Genomic DNA, 20,995 nt, shown 5'->3' with positions numbered 1-20,995 from the left:
GGTGGGCTCAGGAATTTTGAGCCACCCTTTTTTCATTACTTTACTTCAAAATATGTTTGGCTATGCCCATTTAATGTTTTCTCAACATGTAAGACTGCTGGCATAGCAGATTTTAACTCAGGAACGTGCGAAATAACGCCAATCATACGGCCTGAATCTTGTAAATCAATTAATGTATCAATCGCTTTATTTAATGACTCCTCATCAAGTGAGCCAAAGCCCTCATCAATAAACATTGTTTCAATATGAACATTGCCTTGGAAGCTTTGGATCACATCAGCCATCCCCAAAGCGAGACTTAAGGAAGCATTAAACTTCTCTCCACCTGATAATGTTTTAACATCTCGTAACTGATCTGTATAAGCATCATAGACATCTAAGCCAAGCCCGCTTTGCTTCGCATGCTTCTCAAGCCTATCCGAGCGTCTTAGCTCAAATTGACCATTCGATAAATGAGAAAGGCGCATATTTGCCGCTTCTGTAATTTTATCTAAATAATTAATTTGAATATAACGTTCAAAGGATAACTTTTTCGAATTTTGTCCATTTAACAGTCCATAGAGCTCCTTTACTCGTCCTGCCTCTTGCTCAAGTGAACGAAGCTCTTTTGTTGCTTCCTCTACCTTTTCCATAAAGGCTTGGCACAATTTTGCAAAGTCCCTTAGCTGTTGCAGACGTGTAAAGGCTTCTTCATAGGCAATACGGTAGCTTTCCACCTTTGCCTCCATAGACGCTAAATCCTGCTTCTCTTTTCCTTGAAGATGCTTAGCACCCTCCTTAATTTGGATGTTCAAAGTGTGTACTTGTAAAAAATAATCGCTACATGCCTGACGTAGGGCCTCTAGCTCCATACTGCTTCGTTTAGCCGCCTTGTAATCCACATAACTAGCAAAGCCTACTTCCCGAATGCTTTCTGAAAATTGCTCTTGCTTAGCAGTTATTTTTCGCTGTGCTTCCTCAACAGCTTGCTGCGCCATTTCTACCGCGATATTTGTATTACTTGCAGCTTCCTTGGCTGTCTGTAAATATTGCTGACTCTCCTGCCAGCGTTGTTGAAGCTGCATTTTTTCTTGACGGGTATCCGTAAGTGCTTGCTTTAGTTGCTGGAATGTTGGTAGATTTGCTGGAATTTGCTTGTGTTGCTCCTCTACAACCGCTTGTAGTTTTGTCCATTCCTTCATATGCTCTGCTAAATATTGCTCTAGCTCTACTTGCTTATGCTGTAGCTGCTCTAGTTTATGACGCTGATTTTTTAGTTCCAGTCGCTTATCTGCTAGCTGCTGATTAATAATTTTTAAGTTTGTAATCTCCTGCTCAATATGCTGTAAGGATGCAACAATTTCTACTTGCTCCTCCTGCTTTATTGAATTAGCTATTAGCTGCTGCTGCGCCTCCTGAAGAAGCTGTTGTGTGGAAGTAAAAAATGCTTCTTTCTCTAAATACATACGCTCATCTGAAGAAGCCTTTGCTCGTAATGCTTCTACCTGCGTTAATTCAATCACCACCAATTGCTGATGATTTGTTTGAGCATGGGTTGTACTGCCACAAACAGGACAAGGCTCTCCATCCTTTAGCTGTTCAGCCAATATACTAGCCTGACTTGTCAGCCATTGCTGCTCCATCTGTTGAAGAGCTTGTTTACTTTGCTGATAGCGGGTGTTGAAAATGTCCATGTCCTGCTGGGCTAGCTCAACTGTCTTTGTATATTTCTCAACTTGCTTTACTAAAGCGACCTGCTCACGTAGCCTTGGTAATTGCTCTAAATAGCCTTCATAGGGCTCAATCTGCTGTTCAAGATGCTCGATGGTTTGTGAAAGCTGCTGTAATTGCACTCGCTCCTTCTCTAATAGCGCATGATTATCTGCTACTGCTTGCTTTGCTGTTTCAACATATTGTGCTGCAATTTGTAGCTGCTGTACATTGTCTTCATAAGCTTCGAATTTTGGTAATAATGCTTGTAGCTGTAATTCCTGCTGCAAAATTTGCTGGCGCTCAGTTTCCTTTGCCTCCTCCACTGCATATTTTTCCTGTGCTTGTTGCAGTAGTTTAATCGCTTGCTGCTGTTTATCCTGCGCTTGTTGATACGTTTGCTCTTTTACACGGTGTTCAGCCTGTAAGTCCATACATTGTTGTTCCAGCAGTACAAGTCGCTCTGCCTGTTCAGCTAAAGTAATTTCTTGCTCCTTTGCACGATAGAGGTCCTGCTCCTTCAGCAATATTTCTAGCTGTTGCTGACGATGAGCCTGTTCATTAAATTGTTCATTTAACGTTTTAGCTAAGCGATAAGCTTCCTGTTCTTGTTGATGACGTTTATAGGCTTCCTGATAATGCTGTTGTTCAATTTCTATACATTGTGTATAGTACACTAGCTCCTCCTGAAGTGCTTGCTTGAGCTGGTGCATATTTTCCGTATTGTTAGCTAGCTGTGCAAATAAAGAGGAGTTACGGTGTGGAAGAGCGCCAGCAATTTGACCAAGCAGATGTTCTTTTAATTGTTTAGCACGCTCAAGATCACCTTCTACCTCTTTGCGTTTAGCATCAAGCTTTTTAGTCATCATACCGAAGCGATCTGTTTTAAAGATTTTGCGTAAAATAATTTCTTTATTAGTAGAATCAGATGTTAGTAGCTTGCGAAATTCTCCTTGTGGCAGCATCACAATTTGGCTAAATTGATCCTTTGTTAAACCGATAATTTCTTGCAGCTTTTTATCAACCTCGAGCGTTTGCTGCTTCTCAACGATACTATAATCCAGCTTGCCATCTTTTATTTGTGCTAGCTCTATTTTCTTGCCTGTCACTGTTTTATTTTTTTGCTTTATATGCCCTGGCTGACGCAATATTTGATAGACTTTTCCATGCATTTCAAATAGCAGTTCTACAGCTGTATAAATATCATCATCGGCAAAGCCGCTTCGTAGCAAAGCTGTATCTTGACGGTCTTCCCCACTACCTGCCCCATATAGTGCATAACAAATTGCATCAAAAATAGTTGTTTTCCCAGCACCTGTTTTGCCAGAAATTGCAAATAATCTGTACTCTCCCAACTGCTGAAAATCAATTACTTCTGTATTTTTATATGGACCGAATGCAGTAATTGTTAACTTTAATGGCTTCATTTTACTGTTTCTCGCTCCTCATCTAGTAATTCCTGTAGCATTTCTGTAAATAGACGCTCCGTATCCTCATCAGGCTGTATCCCTATAATATCTGTAAAAAATGAACGGAATAAATCAATATCCTGGCGTTCTTCGCTTTCAATCGCCTGTATTGCATGGGGGATTTCCTGCCGTATTATTTTGCGCTCAATATGCATGGCATAAGGAAAAACCGTACGAATACGTTCCATTGGAGATGAAACAGGCGCTGTATCTGTTAATCTTACAAATATATAGTCATCACTTGGTGGTAGCTTTAATAAATCTTCTAATTGTCCTTCCACTACACGTAAATCTCTTCGTGGCACAAGCTTTCTTTTCATTACTGAGCAATTCCCCTGCTCATCTAAATCAATGACTAAAAAGCCTTTTTCATGCAAATGCTCGGATAATGAATATTTTAATGGTGAGCCTGCATAGCGGATCGTTTCATTTAATACAAAATGCGCCTTATGTAAATGTCCAAGAGCTGTATAGTGAAAGGGCTTAAATAAAGCAGCATCTATGCAGTCTGAGCCTCCTATTGATAGTGGGCGCTCTGAATCACTTGTATTCGCTTCTTCTGCGCCATACTTTGTGACAAAGGCATGTCCAATAAAAACATGACGTTTACTTGTATCCATTTCTTTAGTAATATGCTCAATGATTTTTTGCATCGCCTCTTGATGGGAGCGGATTGTTTCATCCCCTAAAATACTACGAATCGCTGCTGGCTCTGCATATGGTACAAGATGAAAATGTACCTCCCCATAGTCATCATTGATCAGAATAGGTGTATGCTCCTTTGTAAATTGCCCCTTGATATATAAACCACTATTACGCATTAAACGACTACCAAAATTTAAACGCCCTGCACTATCATGGTTCCCTGCAACAGCTAACACAGGAATCCCTTTCTCTAATATAATTTCTGCTAAAACATCATTCAGTAAATTGACCGCCTCAATGGGAGGCATTGAACGATCATATAAATCACCTGCAATTATAATCACATCTGGTTGTTCCTCATCGATCGCTTGTATAAATTGCTGTAAAATATACTGTTGATCCTCTGTCATATAGACACCTTGAACAAGCTTTCCTAAATGCCAATCAGCCGTATGAAATATTTTCATTGTTTTGTACCTCCTGTTCTTTTATTATGACATATCTAGTGCTATCCGTTATTTCGGGCGTTCTATTTGTTACTTTGCTCATTTTATCCGTCACTTCTGGAGCTCTACCTGCTACTTCTTACAATTCTATCGCCGCTTCAAATTTATCCTCCACTTTTTGACCTCTATCCACCATAAAAAGCATCCTATAACATAAGATGCTTTTTATCGTGCCTATTTAATATTTTCTATAAAAGCTATGTAGCCAGGGAAACCCTGAATACGATATGCTGTGCGTGCAGGTTGTGGCGGGGGTGCTTGTTGTTCCTCCGCTTCTACAGACGCTTGTTGCCTTAAAATTTCCTCAAAGGATAAAGGGTTCGGCTTAGGTAATTCGGCTGGAGCAATAGTCAAAGCGTGACTACCACTATATGCTTGTAAAAAGGCATTTGCCATTTGCCGATAGCCTTCCATATTTGGATGCACATCCGTATGATTTGGTAAATAATTTATAGCATTTAATCCAAAGGCATCATAAACATCTACATACACGGCTCCAGCATGCTCCGCTTGCTGTTGCAAAATTGTATTTAGCTTTACCAACTGTGCATTTGTACCCTCTTTTTGTGTAGCATGAACGGCTGGATAAGCAAAATAATAGCCCATCACATAAATTTTTGCCCTTGGTGCACGCACTGCTAGCTCCTCTAAAATCGCCATCCAATTTTTTCTCGCCATATTTAAAGCATAATCTGTTTGAAGCTGGGAAAAGGCTAATGTTCCAGCGTTTGGATTCACTTGTACCAAACGCAATAAATCATTTGCACCGGCTGACACGGTAATTAATGTGGCATCCGCTAATAGCTCCTTTGCTACCTCCGATTGAATACGTTCCAACACATCTGCAGTTGTAAAACCTGGAAAAGCAAGCTCCTTAGTGTAAGCTGTTAATTGCCCTGAGCGCTTTAATTTCATCGCAATTAAATCACTATAGCCCGCATCAATTTGTTGGTAGGGTGTTTGTCCAGCAGCTAAGGAATCGCCAAGCGCTACATAACTTTCTGTTTGGGCAGAAACAGATGGAGCCCAATACATGATGGACAATAGCATAATCCCTATTAAGCTCCCTAATCGCTTCATCTGCTTCTCCTCCTAAAAAGCCCAGCTACCTTTACGGAAAATTGGCTCTACCGTACCATCTGGTAAAACACCATCAATGTCCATTGCGCCACTACCAATCATAAAGTCTTCATGTGTGACAGAAATATTTGCGCCTAATGCTTCCAATTGACCATTTTCTAAGTCTCTACCACCCTCTAAGCAAGTAGGATATGCCTCACCAATAGCTAAATGGTTTGACGCATTTTCATCGAATAATGTATTAAAATATAAAATTTCTGATGCTGAAATTGGTGATTCATGCGGAACAAGTGCTACTTCACCTAAATAGCTTGAACCTTCATCCACTTGGATAAGCTCCTGTAATAAATCATGTCCTACTTCAGCCTCTGCCTTAATAATTTTGCCCTCTTCAAATGTTAATTTGAAACCATCAATGATATTGCCCTGATAGACTAATGGCTTTGTATTCGTAACATAACCGTTTACACCTTGCTTCATTGGCAGTGTATATACCTCTTCTGTGGGCATGTTGGCAATAAAAACATTACCCTCAGGCGTTTTACTGCCGCCAGTAAGCCATTTATGCTGTGGTGCTAAGGCAATGGTTAAATCTGTGCCTGGTGCTGTATAGTGCAGCTTTGCATATTTTTTACTATTTAGCAATTGGGCACGCGCTTCTAAATTGGCTACATGCTCACGCCAGTTCTCTACGGCATTTCCCTCTCCAATATGAACCGTTTTAAAAATGGCCTCCCATAACGCAGGTACTTGTTCTTCTGCTGTTAAATTTGGAAATACCTTTGCTGCCCACTTCGGCGAAGGTACTGCCACAATCGACCAAGCAATTAAATCCTTCATAACCGCATTGCGATAGTTTTTCAATGCCGCTCCTGATACTTTTTGATGTGTCGCTAATCGATCAGCAGGAATACCCGTTAATTTATCAGGGTCTGCAGCATCAATCCATAATAAAGCCCCTTTTCGCTCAATCAGCTCGTCACGCATTTTCACAACCCATTCAGGGAAGCGATTAAATTCCTCATCAGAAGCATGTTCAAAATAGGCACGATCCATCTCATCATCAGAAAAATTGACATGAACACGCCCTGCCCCTGCCTTATACGCTTCTTTCACTACTAAGCGAGCAAAATCCAATGCCTCCACGGATGTGTTCACTAATAAATATTGACCTGGCTGAATATTCACACCAACTTTTACGGCAAGCTCTGCATATGCCTGTAATTTTTCTTCAAATGTCATACTAGTTCCCTCGCTTCTGTCCAATTGTTTTCGAATTACCTTCCATCAGCTTACCATCATGCCATATTTTTTGCACCGGCTTGCCTGGGATTTCCCTCGTCCATTTTTTATACGTTTTTTCATCACGATACGATAAAAGCGTTAGTACCTCACCATCTGCTCCCGCACGGCCTGTACGACCTGAACGATGTAAATATTGCTCTATCGTGCGTGGAACGTCAACATGAATAACATGTGTTAATCCTGCAATATCTAAACCACGAGCAGCAATATCTGTTGCAATTAAAATACGTGCATCTCCTTTACGGAATGCATCTAAAGCCTTTTTGCGCTCTTCTTTCTTCATATCAGAATGGAGTGTCACAATCGGTGCTGAGCGGTATTGCAGCTTCGTTTCCTTCATTAATAATTGATCGATATTATTGACGAAAGCCAGCGCTCTTAAACCCTCTGTATGGGAAAGTCGGCGCAGGAAATCTGTTTTATCACGTTCTTCCACTTTTACGAAGGAATGGACAACTTTACCGACCTTTAGCATATCCTCTGGCTTAATTTTAAAACGAAGTGGCTCAAACATCATACGGCTTGCCACTAATTCAATTTCCTCTGTAATTGTCGCTGACACAACAACCACCTGTCGCCCATAGGCAGAGCCTTCGATAAAGGATTTAATGACAACACGATATTCACGGCTTAGTAATTGATCACATTCATCTAAAATAACCGTTTCAATTTCCTTAAGCTTTAACTTCCCTGCACGTGCCAATTCATTTAAACGACCAGGTGTCCCAACAACAATTGTTGGCTTTTTCTTTAGTTTTTCAATTTGGCGTGCAGCATTTGCACCACCAATCAGCTGTTGAACTGTAATATCTGTACCTGCCGTCCACTCACGGATGACTTCTACGATTTGCATAGCGAGCTCTTGTGAAGGGGCAACAATTAGTCCCTGTGTTTGCTTTTTTGTTCCATTCACCTTATTTAGCAATGGTAAAACATACGCCAATGTTTTACCTGAGCCTGTTGGTGACTCAGCTACAATATCCTTGCCCTCAAGCATGGCTGGTATCATTTCCTCTTGAATTTTCATCGTTGTTTCAAATTGCCATTTTACTTGTAATTCTTCTTTTAATAAACTGATTACTGACATGTTTGTTCCCACCTTCTATCTGCTTGACATTAGTTTAACATACTAAGCACATTCCTACTTTATCTATACGTAAACCACTGCTCGGCGTTTCAAGAAATCATTGAAAAAATCTGCTCAACTCCTACACGGCAAAAGTAAGCTTGTCCACAACTCTATAAAGACTTGTAGCTTACCCGTGAAAAGCAAGCAGATTCATTATTCATTCAATTACGATTCAGCAAGCTCATAGCCGCAAGCTAAAATCGCACATTCCGCTAAAACAATTAAGGAATCAATATATATATCGCTTAGCTTTAAATCTCGATTAACAATTGAAAGCTCTGTACAGCCTAAAACAATACGATCACACTGTAATGCTAGCATCGCTTCTTCAATGGGCTGCCAGTCCTCTACTGTAACATCCTTCCCAGCCTTCACATAATCGTAAATAATGGACATCACATAGGCTTTTATCTCATTGTCTGGCACAACTGGGGTAATGCCATATGTCTCTAAAGCTTCTTGATACATACGTGATGTTAATGTACCTGTAGTTGCTAAAATACCAACACGCTTTGCTCCTAAGTCAGCTGCACGCTTCGCCGTTTCACAAATCATATGCAGCACTGGAACGGGCGAGCCCTTTTCAATTTCGTTATAAAAAGTATGGGCTGTATTACAAGGAATAGCAATCATATCAGCTCCTATTGAAGCCAATTTGTTGGCATCCTCAATGATTACCGGCACTGGATTATCCTTTGTATTATCTAAAATAAAGGCTGTACGATCAGGGATATTTGTATCATTATCGATAATGGTATGTAAATGCTCCTGATCTCTCTGCGCCTTTGTACGTCTTACAATCATTTCACCAATAAACATTGTTGCAAGTGGGCCAACGCCACCAATTATACCTAAAGTTCGTTTTTTCATGAGTTAGACAGACCTTTGTTGTTAAAATATTTCTTATATTTGCGGTAAAAATTTAAATTATCAAGCGTTATGTTCAACCAACGCTTTGCATTCATATCTTTATAATTAAAAATAGAATCTGTAGCCATTCCTTGGCGAATTAAGCTTTTTGCTTCAATTACAAGCTGTTCATTTTGTACATATTTAAACAGCACACCATTTGGTACAATTGTCCAAAGATGCTTATTTTGCACATATGTTAAGGATTGTTTACTGCCACGAATAAAATCATCCGCAACATACTGCAGTAAATTATAGCCACTCGCTGTCACATAATAATTGGAGAGCTCATTATGTAATTCAATACTTAATAATTTATATTGACCGTCACGATCATCATATTTCATATCGAATGTAGCAAAGCCTTGGAATTGTATTGTCTCTAAAAATGACTTCACTGTATCCATTAGCTCTCGATGATAGGTTGTTATAATAGCTACATAACGCCCAATGCCTTCTGGCGAATGCTCCTCTAAAATCGGATTGCCAATAGCTAGTAGCTTTACCTGACCATCCTGACCAACATAGGCATTGACAACCCGCATATTGGCATCCTCACCAGGTATATATTGCTGAATCATCATGTCATCTCGATAGGCTGATTCCTTATAAATCGCATGGAATATACGATCCTTTTCCTCCTTATTATATGCAATATATACTTTTTTCTTACCAGGAAAAATACATGTGGCATACTTTGTCATATTCAAGGGCTTGATAACAACAGGATAGTCAAATGGCATATCTTCATATTCTTCATAGTTATTTACAGTGCACACATGCGTAGCAGGATACTGAAAGCCAAACTGCTCACACAGCTCATACATGCTTTCACGTGTTAATAGCTGATGTGCAAGCGCCTCATCCACATAAGGAATCATAAAATCCTCGGATAGCTCCTCTTTCCGTGCAACTATTCTTTTTACATAAAATTCATCACAGGCTAATAGCAATAATTTCTTAGCAGCAAATTCCTGTGCAATCGCTTTTAATGTAGCAACAAATTGCTCTTCTCTATGAAGCTTGGGTACTTCATAGAAGGTCATTAAATCACTTTGTTGAATTTTTTCCATATTTGTATGGTTTAGTGCAAGTGGCTTTACTCCATAGGCTTCGTAAAATGCTCGAGCCATGCCATATGCATTCATTTCATTCCCTAGTAGAACTGGTAAAAAACTGTGCTCAATGGCCATGCTACTCAACTCACTTTTGCTTTTCTTATAGTGTAACATACTTCCGATTAAAGGATTTGCTTAAAAAATAGCTGGTTTATTTATGAACAGCTACGGCTTGCTTGCCTAATTCCCGATAGCTTTTAAAAAACTGATCGACATTGTACGTTACATAGCCTTTTAAGGGGTCCATCACAACTACTTTATCACCTAAATGACCTGTTAAAACAACGGCATGGAGATTCATATAGGCATCTCGTACTGTTGTTGTTCCTTTGTATATCCAGCCTCTCGATGTGCTTGTTTTTGGTTCTGATAAATCAAGCGTTACCCATACTACAACAGGAACACCCTCTCGCACAAGCTGTAAAAGCTCCTCCTGTGTGGAATTACTTCTATTGGTCACACGTAAATCTATCTGCTTCTCTGCAATCACTGCCTCGGCTGCCTGAACAATCGGTGCAGCAAAAACATACATACCGTTCGCTTTATCGCGCGGATTACCTGCAAAAGCCTTATGTGGGTTAGGACCAAAGCGTTGATCGCCTTCAGCATGTATCTGTTGCTTTGGTAAATAATTATCAGCCATTTCAAGCTTTGATACCTGTAAGCCATAATAATTTAACACGGCTGTGAGTGATGTAATTTCACAGCCATGTGGAAGCTCAGGTTTTTGCATCACAACAGGAATGCCTAGTTCTTGCTCATCTCTCGAAAAATGTGTCTGCAATCTATAGTAAGGCTTTGCTGTATCATACGTAAAATGCTCAATTGTTGTATAACCATTATTCGCTGTGCTATTTTCAAGTGTCGTAGCAGCTATTGCATATTCGCGCCCTGCCTTTAACTGCGAAAATGTAGCCTCCCCTTCTTCTGAGCCAATCGCATCCGCTACTACATTCCCTGTTTTCACATCTGTCACTGTAAGATAGAGATTTGGAATCGGTGCACCACTACTAAATTCCACTGTTAAAACCGTTAATTGATTTTTACTTTTTTCTTGTTGCTGTGAAAATGGCTGACAGCTTGCTAATAGCATCATCGTCAAAATCCCTATCAATATATAGCGCTTACTTCTTGTCCACAAGACAAATTCCGCTCCTATTCCCTCTGTCGTAGACTCTATTATACGATAATTTTCTGGATGTTCCTATGCTATGCTACTTAGATCTCACTTTCGGCCGTAATGTATGCTTCAAAACTTTACCAGAGGCATTGCGTGGCAGCTCTGCTAAAAATTCAATTTCATATGGTACCTTATATTTTGCAAGCTGTGTTTGACAATACGATAAGATCGTTGTTTCCTCAATAGACTTGCCTTCTTTTAGCACAACATATGCTTTTGGCACCTCACCGTATACTTCATGTGGTAGGCCAACGACTGCCGCTTCTAAAACCTCAGGTATTTGATACAACACTTCCTCCACCTCTATAGGGTAAATATTTTCACCCCCACGGATAATCAAATCCTTTTTGCGATCAACAATATATAAATAGCCTTCTTTATCAAAACGTCCTAAATCTCCTGAATAGAGCCAGCCATTTTTAACTGTCCTCGCTGTCTCCTCTGGATTGCGTAAATAGCCCTTCATCACCTGTGGTCCCTTTACACAAATTTCGCCTACCTCGCCCGCTGGCACTGGATTGCCTTCACTATCAACCACCCATACCTCTGTCTGTGCTAATGGCTTACCAACCGACCCAATTTTCGTTAAGGCATCACTATCCAATAAAGAGGTAGCTGCTGGTGAATTCTCTGTTTGACCATATAAGTTTTGCACTTTTACATTAGGAAATGCCTCTTTTATCTGCTTGACAAGCTCATAAGGCATTGGCGCAGCTCCATAGCATAGTAAACGCAAATGATGAAGGCTATGTTCCTTGAATCCTGGTGTATTTAAAATAATGGTATACATGGATGGCACACCAAAGAAAATTGTTGCCGCTGTTGTAGCTATTTGTGCTAATGTTTTAGTCGGTGTAAAGGCCTCTTCAATAATTACTGTGCCTCCTTGATAAAACATCGGCATAGCAAAAACATGAAGACCTGCACAATGAAATAACGGTGTACAAATAAACATTCTATCTTTGTTAGACATCTGCATGGACTCTGACCAAATACATGCTGTTGCGGCGATATTTTGATGTGTTAGCATTACACCCTTTGGTTTTCCCGTTGTACCAGACGTGTACATAACAACTGCTGTATCATGTGGTGCCAATTGTACAGCCTTCCTTACACCCTGATCTTGCTCAATAATAGCTGTCATTTCCTGCAAACTAATGGCATGCTGAAATTCATAAGAAATATCCTTGAATGTTTCCTCTATTCTTTCATCATAAATAAGTCCCTTTGCTTCCGAATGATTGACAATAAATTCGACCTCTGGAGCAGCCAGCTTGGTGTTAATTGGCATAACAACAAAGCCTGCTAACTGTACACCGAGATAGGCGATTAAAAATAAATCTGAATTGAGCGTATACAATGCAATTACATCATCTTTTTGATAGTCCTGCTGTTGCAAGTATGCTGCAAATCTCTCTACACGTTCATAAAACTCATGATAGCTTAGCTTGTTTCCGTTATAGATTGTTGCCATTGCCTTAGGTTGTTGCACCGCATAGTTTTCGAGAATATCTGTCATATACATCGTCATAATAACCCCTCCAACAATTTATTTTTTCAAATGCTCATCACCCTATCCAAAATACTAAACAACGAAACTAATGAAAATTCAGAAAATTACGATTATATTTTAACAAGCAATCCATTCCTTAGCAATTTTTCTACACATTCAAAATATTCTTAGACATTTTGCTTTTCTCCCAATTTCTATTAGGTGTATGATACGTATATGATTATTTTTAGGAAGGGTCGGGTTTACATGCTTTATGCACTTTTAGGAGATTTACATTCTAATATAGAAGATACAAAGACTGTTTTAGCACATATCCAACAAACAGCGGCGGAAGCGATAATCATTGGGCTAGGTGATTTATATGAATGTACGGTTAGTAAGAAAAAGGCTCAAAAACTATCTGGTTTACCTTTGCAAAAAGCTGCCATCGTAGAACATGAATTTGAAAAATTGCTAACCTTCCCTTCCATACGAGGCAACCAAGAAGAACGCATTACACAAGTAACGGGCATTCATCGTTTTCAAGCATTACCTGAAACAATGGAGATTGATGGTGCGATGTTAATGCATGGCCATCAGTTTAAATGGAGCGTCAGCTGGCAACCAACATTTCCAGCCTTTCAAAAATCATTATTATTCTTTGGGCATAGCCATGAATCTGGTCTCTATTACCAACAAAAAAAGCTGCCAATTCGTATTCGTTATGGACAGCCAATCGCATTACAAAATAAACAATACGGCGTGAACGTAGGCTCTGTGGTCGATCACCAGGAATGGTGTCTTTATGATAGTAAAGCACGAACAATTACATTTATGCGCGCTCTGCCTGTAAAATAAATGAATAAAAAGAGCTGCCAGCGATGAGCATGCTCTTTTACCTTTTCAGTCCGTTAATGAATATATTGCTTTTTCTCGTTCAATAAAATACCCTTTAACGTTTTTAGTTTATCAATAACCGCATATGATTCTTCTGTAATTGCCTCGAGATACTTTTCCGCCTCAACTTTATGCCCGACATTGTATTCGCGTACAGCCTTTTTAGCAATATCATGAACATGAATAAAGGGCTGCTCTAGCTCTAAATAGGCACGTTCTTGACCTAATAGCTTTTTACCTGTGCCGTAATACCATTCACCAAGCCGTGATTCCTGTGGTGTACCTACATCCTGCTCAGTCATCGTTTCAAAGCCTAGTAGTAAATTATAAATTTTCCAGCGCCATAGTAAATGATCCGTAATGGCTAATTCAATAATATCCTCTTGACTAATAATAAAGTTTTTTGAAATTGTAGTAGAACGGTAGTCATCAATCATTTTACTTAACTTGTAAATGGCAGAGCCCATATCAAATACAATTACCTTACTTTTTTGTACACTCTCTGTAATGGCATGATTGCGCTCTGAAATATTTGTAGCAGACTGTGCTTGTACCTTTGTCGTTGTTGCAATTTCCTCAAAGCGAGCCCCTTGCTGCTGTAGGTTTTTATTTAATTCACTAAGCGTCTGTGAAATATGAAGGGTATCAGTCACACCTTGATGCAAATCTTGAGAAAATTGATTGGTCATTGCACTAATATTATTGGTAATATGCAGTAGTTCCTGTATATCAGTATGAATAGATTTCACAGATGTACTTGTATCATCTGCAAGTTTACGAACTTCCTCTGCCACAACAGCAAAGCCTTTTCCTGCTTCGCCTGCACGAGCCGCCTCAATCGATGCGTTTAACGCCAATAAATTTGTTTGGTCTGCAATTCGCTTAATCAATTCCATCAGCTGGGCTACGCTATTAACACGTTCTACTAACCGCTGAATATCCTCCTGCATGGATTTATGGCCCTCATCTGTTGTTTGCAAGATTGTCGATACTTGTTGAAGAGATTCTAAATCCTGATCTAATTTGCTTAAAACATGCTTTGTTTGCTGAGAAATATCTCCAACAGATGATGCAATATCCTCAATACTTTCATCTAATTCATGCATCAATTGGTCTGCCGCCACAACCTCCTCTTGTTGGATTTCTTGAAATGCAATAAGCTCCTTAATCGTGTCTAGCTGTGTATTATAGGTGATAATTTCACCTAATCCGTTCACAACAGAGCCTGCTTGAATTTCAATATATGTCTCTAAAATAATTTGTTGATCAATGGTTACTAAGCTATCATAAGCGAGTAAAACGTCTAGCATTTCTTCTTGGTCACGCGATAGCTCTTTCACAATAAGTGGAATAATTAACTGGTTAATCAATGTGTAAGCGGAAATCATCCAGTTTGGCAGTACACCAATTCGAGCATGCACATAGGCGATTTTACGGCGCTTAAATACATAATCTAAATCTAATTCATCGTCAAACAAACTAATAAAATGCGAATCAAATAACCCTTTTAAACGCTCTACTGTTGAATGGGTATTAATGACATGATTAAACTCTGGTATTTCTAGTAAACGTTTATAAAAATTATCGAGTATATACTGTCGGTTATTCTCATAAATTTTACGTAAAAACCTAACCGATTCCCTTCTAATTCGAGATAACGCTAAGAAGTCCAATTTTTCTTTAAAACGCTCATTGGCTTCAATATCTGAATTTTTTGTAGCTGAGAAATAATCATAGTTGCCATTAATATTCTTCCTCTTGAACATCACACCACTCCCATTTGTTTTAAATTCATGCAAAAATTCCAATATTGTAAATCAAAAGAAAGATCTTCGTCATTGCCTTCAACCAATAAACACTTATATTTTACCAGTAATAGAAAAACAAAAGTAGTTTCACAAAAAACTTTATATTTTTTACATAGCAAAACGCTAAAATCATCTAAGATTTTAGCGTTGATATAGGGGCTTTTATTCGTGAAAGCATGCAATTCTATTGATATAGCCTCTTTACGATCCAGCAGATGCTTTCGCACCTAGCAATCGCAATCCTGTAGGCTATCCAGTAGCTTTTCCATAAGGGCTAGCTGTTCACAAAGTATTTGCATCATACACTTTAAAATAGGAATTAGCTCTTGACAAATACAAAATCTTAGCACATTTTGCGCTAGCCGTATGCCTCCCTGATGATGCACAATCATTTCCCGTAAATAATTGATATTAATACTATTAGATACTGGTGGTGCACACATCGCTTTAAACATTGCTTCGGTAATTTGTTGGTAAGCACACATATATTCATAGAGTTCATATTCTGAATTTTGAACAATACAGCATCGATTTTCTAATGCCTCGAGACTTTCAACCATTTCTTTATGCGTTTTAATAATTTCTAATGCAAGGTTTTGCACAGGAATATTTGTTGTATATCGTAAAACATTTTCTGACATTTTAATTGCTGCAACTTGATGTGGGATAATTTGCTTTATAAAATTTTCTGAAATACTACATGTAATGGTCACATAGGACATACCCTGCATCATTTTATCGAGAATTCGTTGATATTCCTCTAAATATGCCTTTGTAACATTACTCAGCTCAATTGGCTTAGTCATTATTAGACACACTCCTTTCAGAGTAATATATGCCTACTAGGTTGTTGCGTGGTAGACAGTTGTACCAATTGAGACTGTTATTTGGGTTCTACCTCTATTTTAGAAATACTTTTAAATAGTACGCTCATTTTATATAAAACACTGACGGATGCTCGTAGGTCACGATGACTAGTCTTTTTTATATGTATTCAAACAGCCTTGACAAATACAGCTCTTTGGCTCCTGCGCCACCGTAGCTAATAAATGCTGAGGGAATTCCACAGCCATACACCAGCACTGTTGCTCCCCCTTTGTCACACCACAATCATTTTCCTCTCCACATAATGGACAACCTTTTTGTTTCACCAACCCTATCACATCCCCTTCTACATTTTTTAACATTATAAAGGCAAAAGGGAAGAGGACTCAACACCTTCCTCTCCCAAATCGTTTATTACTGGTGCTTTTGTATGTCCTGCCTAACCTCTTCTACAGCTGTATCACTATAAATGGCTGTTCCATGTCCACCACTCTGAGCCAGTAATGCCTTTACTTCATTATAGGATAATCCTGCCTCTGCATTTTTTTGCTTTACTTCCTGAATATTCGTACCTGCCGCAGTAAATTGTCTCTCTTTCTCATTATTCATGGTATGTTCCCCCCCTATAATTCATCTGGCTGCATTTCAATTAGCTCATCGCCTTCTCGTTTTACTCGTTTATTGAGCTCTTCAATTGGAATAGCATCTACCGTTTGCATATCTTCATGCAAATCGAAAAGACTAATGGTATCGGATTCAACCATATCAGGTTTGTCCTTGCTGTTTAAATGCAAAAATTTTTTCTTATCCTCTGGTATTTGTTCCATTATGTCACGCTCCCTTCTCTCTTAATGTGTGCCATGCTTCACAAATCATGTGTCTTTTCGATGGTATTCCGCCAATTGAATAATCCGTACATGCCCTGTATGCAATTCATGATAGATGCCTCTGTTATCTGTAAAGGAGATATATTGATCTCGTTCATCTCTTATAAGCTTCTCTGCCTGTTGCTGTGATGCCATATGGACAAATCGTCTAATATAATGTGTGTCATCAAAAAAATACGTGATTTTAAATTCCTTCATCGATAAGCTCCTTCGCAATACAATGGTACTGCTTATTGTATCCAAAGAGCCAAAAAATCTTACATGCCCAAAGTTATCTAAATCAGGCTTTGCATATAGTAGAACAATCACTTTTTTTACAGGAGGGAATAACGTTGATTCATACAGTCAAAGCTGGAGAAACTTTGTCCCAAATTGCGAGGGACTATCGTACTCCGCTGCAATCCATTATTGTAGCCAATCCAGGAATTCAGCCTGATATTCTTTACATTGGTCAGCAAATTATGATACCGGGCTTTCCTAATCCTGCCACTCTTCCTTATCATATCGAAATTTCGACTACTCATCGTTGGCTGCGTTTGTATAATCATCATGTGCTTCAAAAACAATACCCTATCGCGGTAGGCCGTATGCTACATGAAACACCAGCAGGCAGTTTTATTATTATTAATAAGGCTCCAAATCCAGGTGGTCCATTTGGGACGATGTGGATGAGTTTATCAAAAGAGCATTATGGCATTCACGGAACCAATGACCCTAGTTCTATTGGTCATGCTGTATCACATGGCTGTATTCGTATGCAAAACCGTGACGTTGAAGAGCTTGCTAGCATTGTACCTATTGGGACTGAAGTTATCATTCATCCATAAAAATTCCTTCCCCTCCCACACCTAGTCTTTTTGTATAGGATAAAACATTACAAGCTATACTACATAATGGCGTTAGTTAGATAGTTAGGAGGGAGTACATTGTCCACAAAAAAGCAGCTATTATCCATTTTCGCCCTAGGTGGCATTCATGAAATCGGAAAAAATATGTATGTAGTACAGTATGCAGATAACATAATCATTATTGATTGTGGTGCAAAATTTCCAGATGAAACCTTGCTTGGCATTGATTTAATCATTCCTGATATTAGTTATTTACTTGACAATAAAGAAAAAATTAAAGCCTTAATTGTCACACACGGGCATGAGGACCATATTGGTGGTATTCCATATCTCTTAAAAAAAATCAATGTGCCTGTTTATGCTACTCGCTTCACTTTAGGGCTAATCGAGCTAAAATTAAAGGAGCATAAGCTTTTAAGAGAAACCGATTTAATAGAAATTCATGCAGATGTTACACTACAATTTGATCCAATAGCTATCAATTTCTTCAAAACCAACCATAGCATACCGGATTGTTTGGGGATCGTTTTATCTACGCCAGAAGGAAATGTTGTGCATACAGGTGATTTCAAATTTGATTTAACACCTGTTAATAATCAGTTTGCGGATATTCATAAAATGGCAGAAATCGGATCAAAGGGTGTACTTGTGTTAATCTCGGAAAGCACCAATGCTGAAAGACCAGGCTTAACCCCCTCAGAACAGCTTGTTGGGCAGCATATTGAGGAAGCTTTTTTACATGCAGAACGTAAAATTATTATTTCTACCTTTGCCTCCAATGTTAATCGTATTCAACAAATTGTGAATGCGGCTATACTGACCAATAGGAAACTAGCCTTATTAGGACGTAGTATGGTCAATGTTGTTGAAGTTGCAATTGCGCGGGGTTATTTGAATGTTCCAGAGGATATGCTAGTTGATGCTCGTGAAGTAAAATATCTCCCACCTGAAGAAGTGGTGGTACTCTGCACAGGCAGTCAAGGGGAGCCATTAGCTGCACTTGCTCGTTTGGCAAATGGCAATCATCGAGAGGTGAAAGTTTTACCAGATGATACAGTGATCTTAGCTGCCTCCCCTATTCCAGGCAACGAGAAGAGTGTTTCTAGGATTGTTGACCATTTATTTCAGCTTGGTGCTAAAGTGATCTATGGCTCTTCTAGTTATACAGGAATGCATGTGTCAGGACATGGCTATCAAGAGGATTTAAAGCTCATGCTCACGTTAATGAAGCCTAAGTTTTTCATTCCTATTCATGGTGAATTCCGTATGCTCCACCAACACCGTTTATTAGCAGAAGCTGTTGGTGTTGAAAAAGGGCATACCTTTATATTGAAAAATGGCGATGTCGTTGATATTGAAAATTCAGAGGCTCGACAAACACGTAAAATTCCATCTGGAGACACCTATGTAGATGGTATCGGTATAGGGGAGGTTGAAGGCATTGTGCTACGTGACCGTAAGCAGCTTTCCGAGGATGGCATGCTTGTTATTGTCTTAACGCTGAATAAAGCAGATAGCACGTTTATTTCAGAGCCAGATACCATTTCACGAGGCTTTGTGTATGCCAAGGATTTTGAGGAGCTATTAACGAAGGTTAATATGCTCACAAAAGAAGTGGTCAATGAGCTTCAAACAGACAGTCGACAGCAAATACATGTTTTTCGTAGAGAAATCAAAAAAGCTGTTGGACAATATTTATTTACACAAACCAAGCGAAAGCCTATGATCTTACCCATTATTATTGAAATTTAGCAAAGGAGACCTTTTTAAGACCTTCCCCTACACTGAGTATGGTGACATCTTGACTCGCCCACCATATTATTGCACCGAAAATATAGCGACAGAGAGAGGGTCACCAAATTTTAAAAATATTTAATAAAAAGGCTAGAACTGTCGGAAAAAATCTTTTCTGACAGTTCTACTTTGCACCGACTTTATTTTATTATAGGTTATTTAGCTTTTGAAAGAAATTATGTTCTCGTACATCTCTTAAAAAATGGTCATTAAAAATTTTATGTAGTATTTCCATATATAAATATTGTAGCTGTTCAAACCCCTGATGCAAGCCTTGGGATTGTTGCCTTGCTAGTTTTGAAAAGTTGCTAAAATACAATGGAAGTTCTTCTACTGCTGTTATTAAGGAATCTTTATTCACCAGTAATTGTTGAATAGCATTTAAAAGCTGTACGACTTGATATTGGATAGCAATCGATGGTAAATCAATCATGATACGATTGATATTGCATCTTTTTTTATTGTGTTGATGCCATTTTAAAAAATGAAATAAATAATCACTAACAACCATGGATTCGTCTGGTATGATGGCAATAATACCATGACCAATGCACACCTCTGTTGTACATTGATAGATAGACGTGCCCTTCAAATTTATTTTATTCAACAAGATACTGTTAGCAGGTACCTGTAAAATCGTACAATGCTCATGAACATTCTTATTAATTTTCGGTAATAGATGGACATGATTGTCTGTTAATAATTGTTTAAACGTTTCTTTTGTTATAAAAGGAGTTCCATCCTTAGTAAAATATTTATCATTTCTCATCATTTTACCCATTTTAATTTCTGCTACTTCCCCTAATGAATAGTAGTTCACCATATCTCCATCCTCCAATCTTATATTGTATTTTATTACCATCCTTCTAAAGCTTTCTATTTGTTTCGCTTAGGTCATAAAAAGGTATTACTCTAAAGATTGTACCACTTTAATGTAACATTTTCCGCATTATACTATTATAATAGTATAGTCATTTTAGTTGTTTTTCACTAGCTTTTAACATAGAGGTGAATCATATGTCAGATTTTTTAAAGCTAGTAGGTGAACAACTCCGTATTATTCGATTATCTAAAGGGCTGAGTCAAGAAGAGGTAGCCGAAAGAACAGGGAAATTAGGTTTTAGTAAAGGGCGTATTTCCAATATTGAACATGGACAATCCAATATAACCTTAAGTACATTAGAAACACTTATGAAGGCATTAGATATTTCTCCTGAGGAGCTTTTTAATTTTCACAAATTATCTGGCGCTACTGATATTGAGGAAAAGAACCTCATGCTAGACATTCATCGCTCATTACTGAGAGAACGTAATTTAGACGAGGTAAAATATGTAGTACGCATTACAAAGGATTTTTTAGATACGATTGATCTACAAACAAAGAAAAACAGCTCCGATAGGTCATAGCCTTGGA

At 38.6% G+C, this 20,995-nt stretch carries 20 protein-coding genes; 4 read left to right on the top strand and 16 right to left on the bottom strand.

Annotated features, from left to right (window positions below; genetic code table 11):
• Window positions 1-35 precede the first annotated feature (35 nt).
• The 9 genes from ADM90_RS13605 to ADM90_RS13565 all read right to left on the bottom strand — a co-directional run bounded on the left by ADM90_RS13605 (window position 36) and on the right by ADM90_RS13565 (window position 12,561).
• Window positions 36-3,116 carry an AAA family ATPase gene (locus ADM90_RS13605; RefSeq protein WP_053995507.1) on the bottom strand — a complete coding sequence of 1,027 codons (3,081 nt, stop codon included), beginning with the start codon at window positions 3,114-3,116 and terminating at the stop codon, window positions 36-38.
• Window positions 3,113-4,270 carry an exonuclease SbcCD subunit D gene (locus tag ADM90_RS13600; RefSeq protein ID WP_053995506.1) on the bottom strand — a complete coding sequence of 386 codons (1,158 nt, stop codon included), beginning with the start codon at window positions 4,268-4,270 and terminating at the stop codon, window positions 3,113-3,115. Before ADM90_RS13600 ends, ADM90_RS13605 begins: the two co-directional genes overlap by 4 nt.
• A gap of 213 nt (window positions 4,271-4,483) precedes the next feature.
• Window positions 4,484-5,389, bottom strand: a complete 906-nt coding sequence (locus ADM90_RS13595; RefSeq protein ID WP_053995505.1) for an SGNH/GDSL hydrolase family protein — start codon at window positions 5,387-5,389, stop codon at window positions 4,484-4,486.
• A 12-nt stretch (window positions 5,390-5,401) separates the two neighbouring features.
• Window positions 5,402-6,631: an aminopeptidase gene (locus tag ADM90_RS13590; protein WP_053995504.1), complete on the bottom strand. Its 1,230-nt coding sequence runs from the start codon at window positions 6,629-6,631 to the stop codon at window positions 5,402-5,404.
• Between the two features lies 1 nt (window position 6,632).
• On the bottom strand, window positions 6,633-7,781 hold the full coding sequence (locus ADM90_RS13585) for a DEAD/DEAH box helicase (RefSeq protein ID WP_053995503.1): 1,149 nt from the start codon (window positions 7,779-7,781) through the stop codon (window positions 6,633-6,635).
• A gap of 207 nt (window positions 7,782-7,988) precedes the next feature.
• Window positions 7,989-8,693 carry a cysteate racemase gene (cuyB, locus tag ADM90_RS13580; protein WP_053995502.1) on the bottom strand — a complete coding sequence of 235 codons (705 nt, stop codon included), beginning with the start codon at window positions 8,691-8,693 and terminating at the stop codon, window positions 7,989-7,991.
• Complete coding sequence (locus ADM90_RS13575; protein ID WP_053995501.1) at window positions 8,690-9,925, bottom strand: carboxylate--amine ligase; 1,236 nt, start codon at window positions 9,923-9,925, stop codon at window positions 8,690-8,692. The genes cuyB and ADM90_RS13575 overlap by 4 nt, the downstream gene beginning before the upstream one ends.
• A 76-nt stretch (window positions 9,926-10,001) precedes the next feature.
• Entirely contained in the window at window positions 10,002-10,991 is a 990-nt protein-coding gene (locus tag ADM90_RS13570) for a C39 family peptidase (protein WP_053995500.1), read from the bottom strand.
• A gap of 73 nt (window positions 10,992-11,064) precedes the next feature.
• A complete protein-coding gene (locus ADM90_RS13565; RefSeq protein ID WP_083448553.1) occupies window positions 11,065-12,561 on the bottom strand; it encodes a class I adenylate-forming enzyme family protein in 1,497 nt (498 codons plus the stop codon).
• Between the two features lie 228 nt (window positions 12,562-12,789).
• Here ADM90_RS13565 and ADM90_RS13560 point away from each other — a divergent pair, with 228 nt between their 5' ends.
• A complete protein-coding gene (locus ADM90_RS13560; protein ID WP_053995499.1) occupies window positions 12,790-13,380 on the top strand; it encodes a metallophosphoesterase family protein in 591 nt (196 codons plus the stop codon).
• Between the two features lie 53 nt (window positions 13,381-13,433).
• On the opposite strand, the gene ADM90_RS13555 is transcribed toward ADM90_RS13560, so the two are convergent.
• The 6 genes from ADM90_RS13555 to ADM90_RS13525 form a co-directional block, all read right to left on the bottom strand.
• Window positions 13,434-15,185: a methyl-accepting chemotaxis protein gene (locus ADM90_RS13555; protein ID WP_053995498.1), complete on the bottom strand. Its 1,752-nt coding sequence runs from the start codon at window positions 15,183-15,185 to the stop codon at window positions 13,434-13,436.
• Between the two features lie 269 nt (window positions 15,186-15,454).
• Window positions 15,455-16,033, bottom strand: a complete 579-nt coding sequence (locus tag ADM90_RS13545; RefSeq protein WP_053995496.1) for a DUF305 domain-containing protein — start codon at window positions 16,031-16,033, stop codon at window positions 15,455-15,457.
• 168 nt (window positions 16,034-16,201) lie between these two features.
• Window positions 16,202-16,378 carry a cysteine-rich CWC family protein gene (locus ADM90_RS13540; protein ID WP_235473537.1) on the bottom strand — a complete coding sequence of 59 codons (177 nt, stop codon included), beginning with the start codon at window positions 16,376-16,378 and terminating at the stop codon, window positions 16,202-16,204.
• An 88-nt stretch (window positions 16,379-16,466) separates the two neighbouring features.
• Window positions 16,467-16,661, bottom strand: a complete 195-nt coding sequence (locus ADM90_RS13535; RefSeq protein ID WP_053995494.1) for a hypothetical protein — start codon at window positions 16,659-16,661, stop codon at window positions 16,467-16,469.
• A gap of 14 nt (window positions 16,662-16,675) precedes the next feature.
• The gene (locus ADM90_RS13530) at window positions 16,676-16,879 is read right to left on the bottom strand and encodes a hypothetical protein (protein WP_053995493.1); all 204 of its coding nucleotides are present in this window, start codon (window positions 16,877-16,879) and stop codon (window positions 16,676-16,678) included.
• Window positions 16,880-16,924: 45 nt separating this feature from the next.
• The gene (locus tag ADM90_RS13525) at window positions 16,925-17,137 is read right to left on the bottom strand and encodes a hypothetical protein (RefSeq protein ID WP_053995492.1); all 213 of its coding nucleotides are present in this window, start codon (window positions 17,135-17,137) and stop codon (window positions 16,925-16,927) included.
• A gap of 134 nt (window positions 17,138-17,271) precedes the next feature.
• Here ADM90_RS13525 and ADM90_RS13520 point away from each other — a divergent pair, with 134 nt between their 5' ends.
• Together ADM90_RS13520 and ADM90_RS13515 are read left to right on the top strand one after the other, a co-directional pair.
• Window positions 17,272-17,766, top strand: a complete 495-nt coding sequence (locus ADM90_RS13520) for a L,D-transpeptidase family protein (protein ID WP_053995491.1) — start codon at window positions 17,272-17,274, stop codon at window positions 17,764-17,766.
• A 99-nt stretch (window positions 17,767-17,865) separates the two neighbouring features.
• The gene (locus tag ADM90_RS13515; protein WP_053995490.1) at window positions 17,866-19,539 is read left to right on the top strand and encodes a ribonuclease J; all 1,674 of its coding nucleotides are present in this window, start codon (window positions 17,866-17,868) and stop codon (window positions 19,537-19,539) included.
• Between the two features lie 190 nt (window positions 19,540-19,729).
• Here the strand turns inward: ADM90_RS13515 and ADM90_RS13510 are convergent, their stop codons facing one another.
• Window positions 19,730-20,404, bottom strand: a complete 675-nt coding sequence (locus tag ADM90_RS13510; protein ID WP_053995489.1) for a restriction endonuclease subunit S — start codon at window positions 20,402-20,404, stop codon at window positions 19,730-19,732.
• Window positions 20,405-20,598: 194 nt separating this feature from the next.
• On the opposite strand from ADM90_RS13510, the gene ADM90_RS13505 reads away from it, so the two are divergent.
• Complete coding sequence (locus ADM90_RS13505) at window positions 20,599-20,988, top strand: helix-turn-helix domain-containing protein (RefSeq protein ID WP_053995488.1); 390 nt, start codon at window positions 20,599-20,601, stop codon at window positions 20,986-20,988.
• Window positions 20,989-20,995 lie beyond the last annotated feature (7 nt).

Origin of the sequence: Lysinibacillus macroides, assembly GCF_001281525.1 — a bacterium.
Classification (GTDB): Bacteria; Bacillota; Bacilli; order Bacillales_A; family Planococcaceae; genus Lysinibacillus; species Lysinibacillus macroides.
This window is presented reverse-complemented; position numbering and strand designations above follow the sequence as displayed.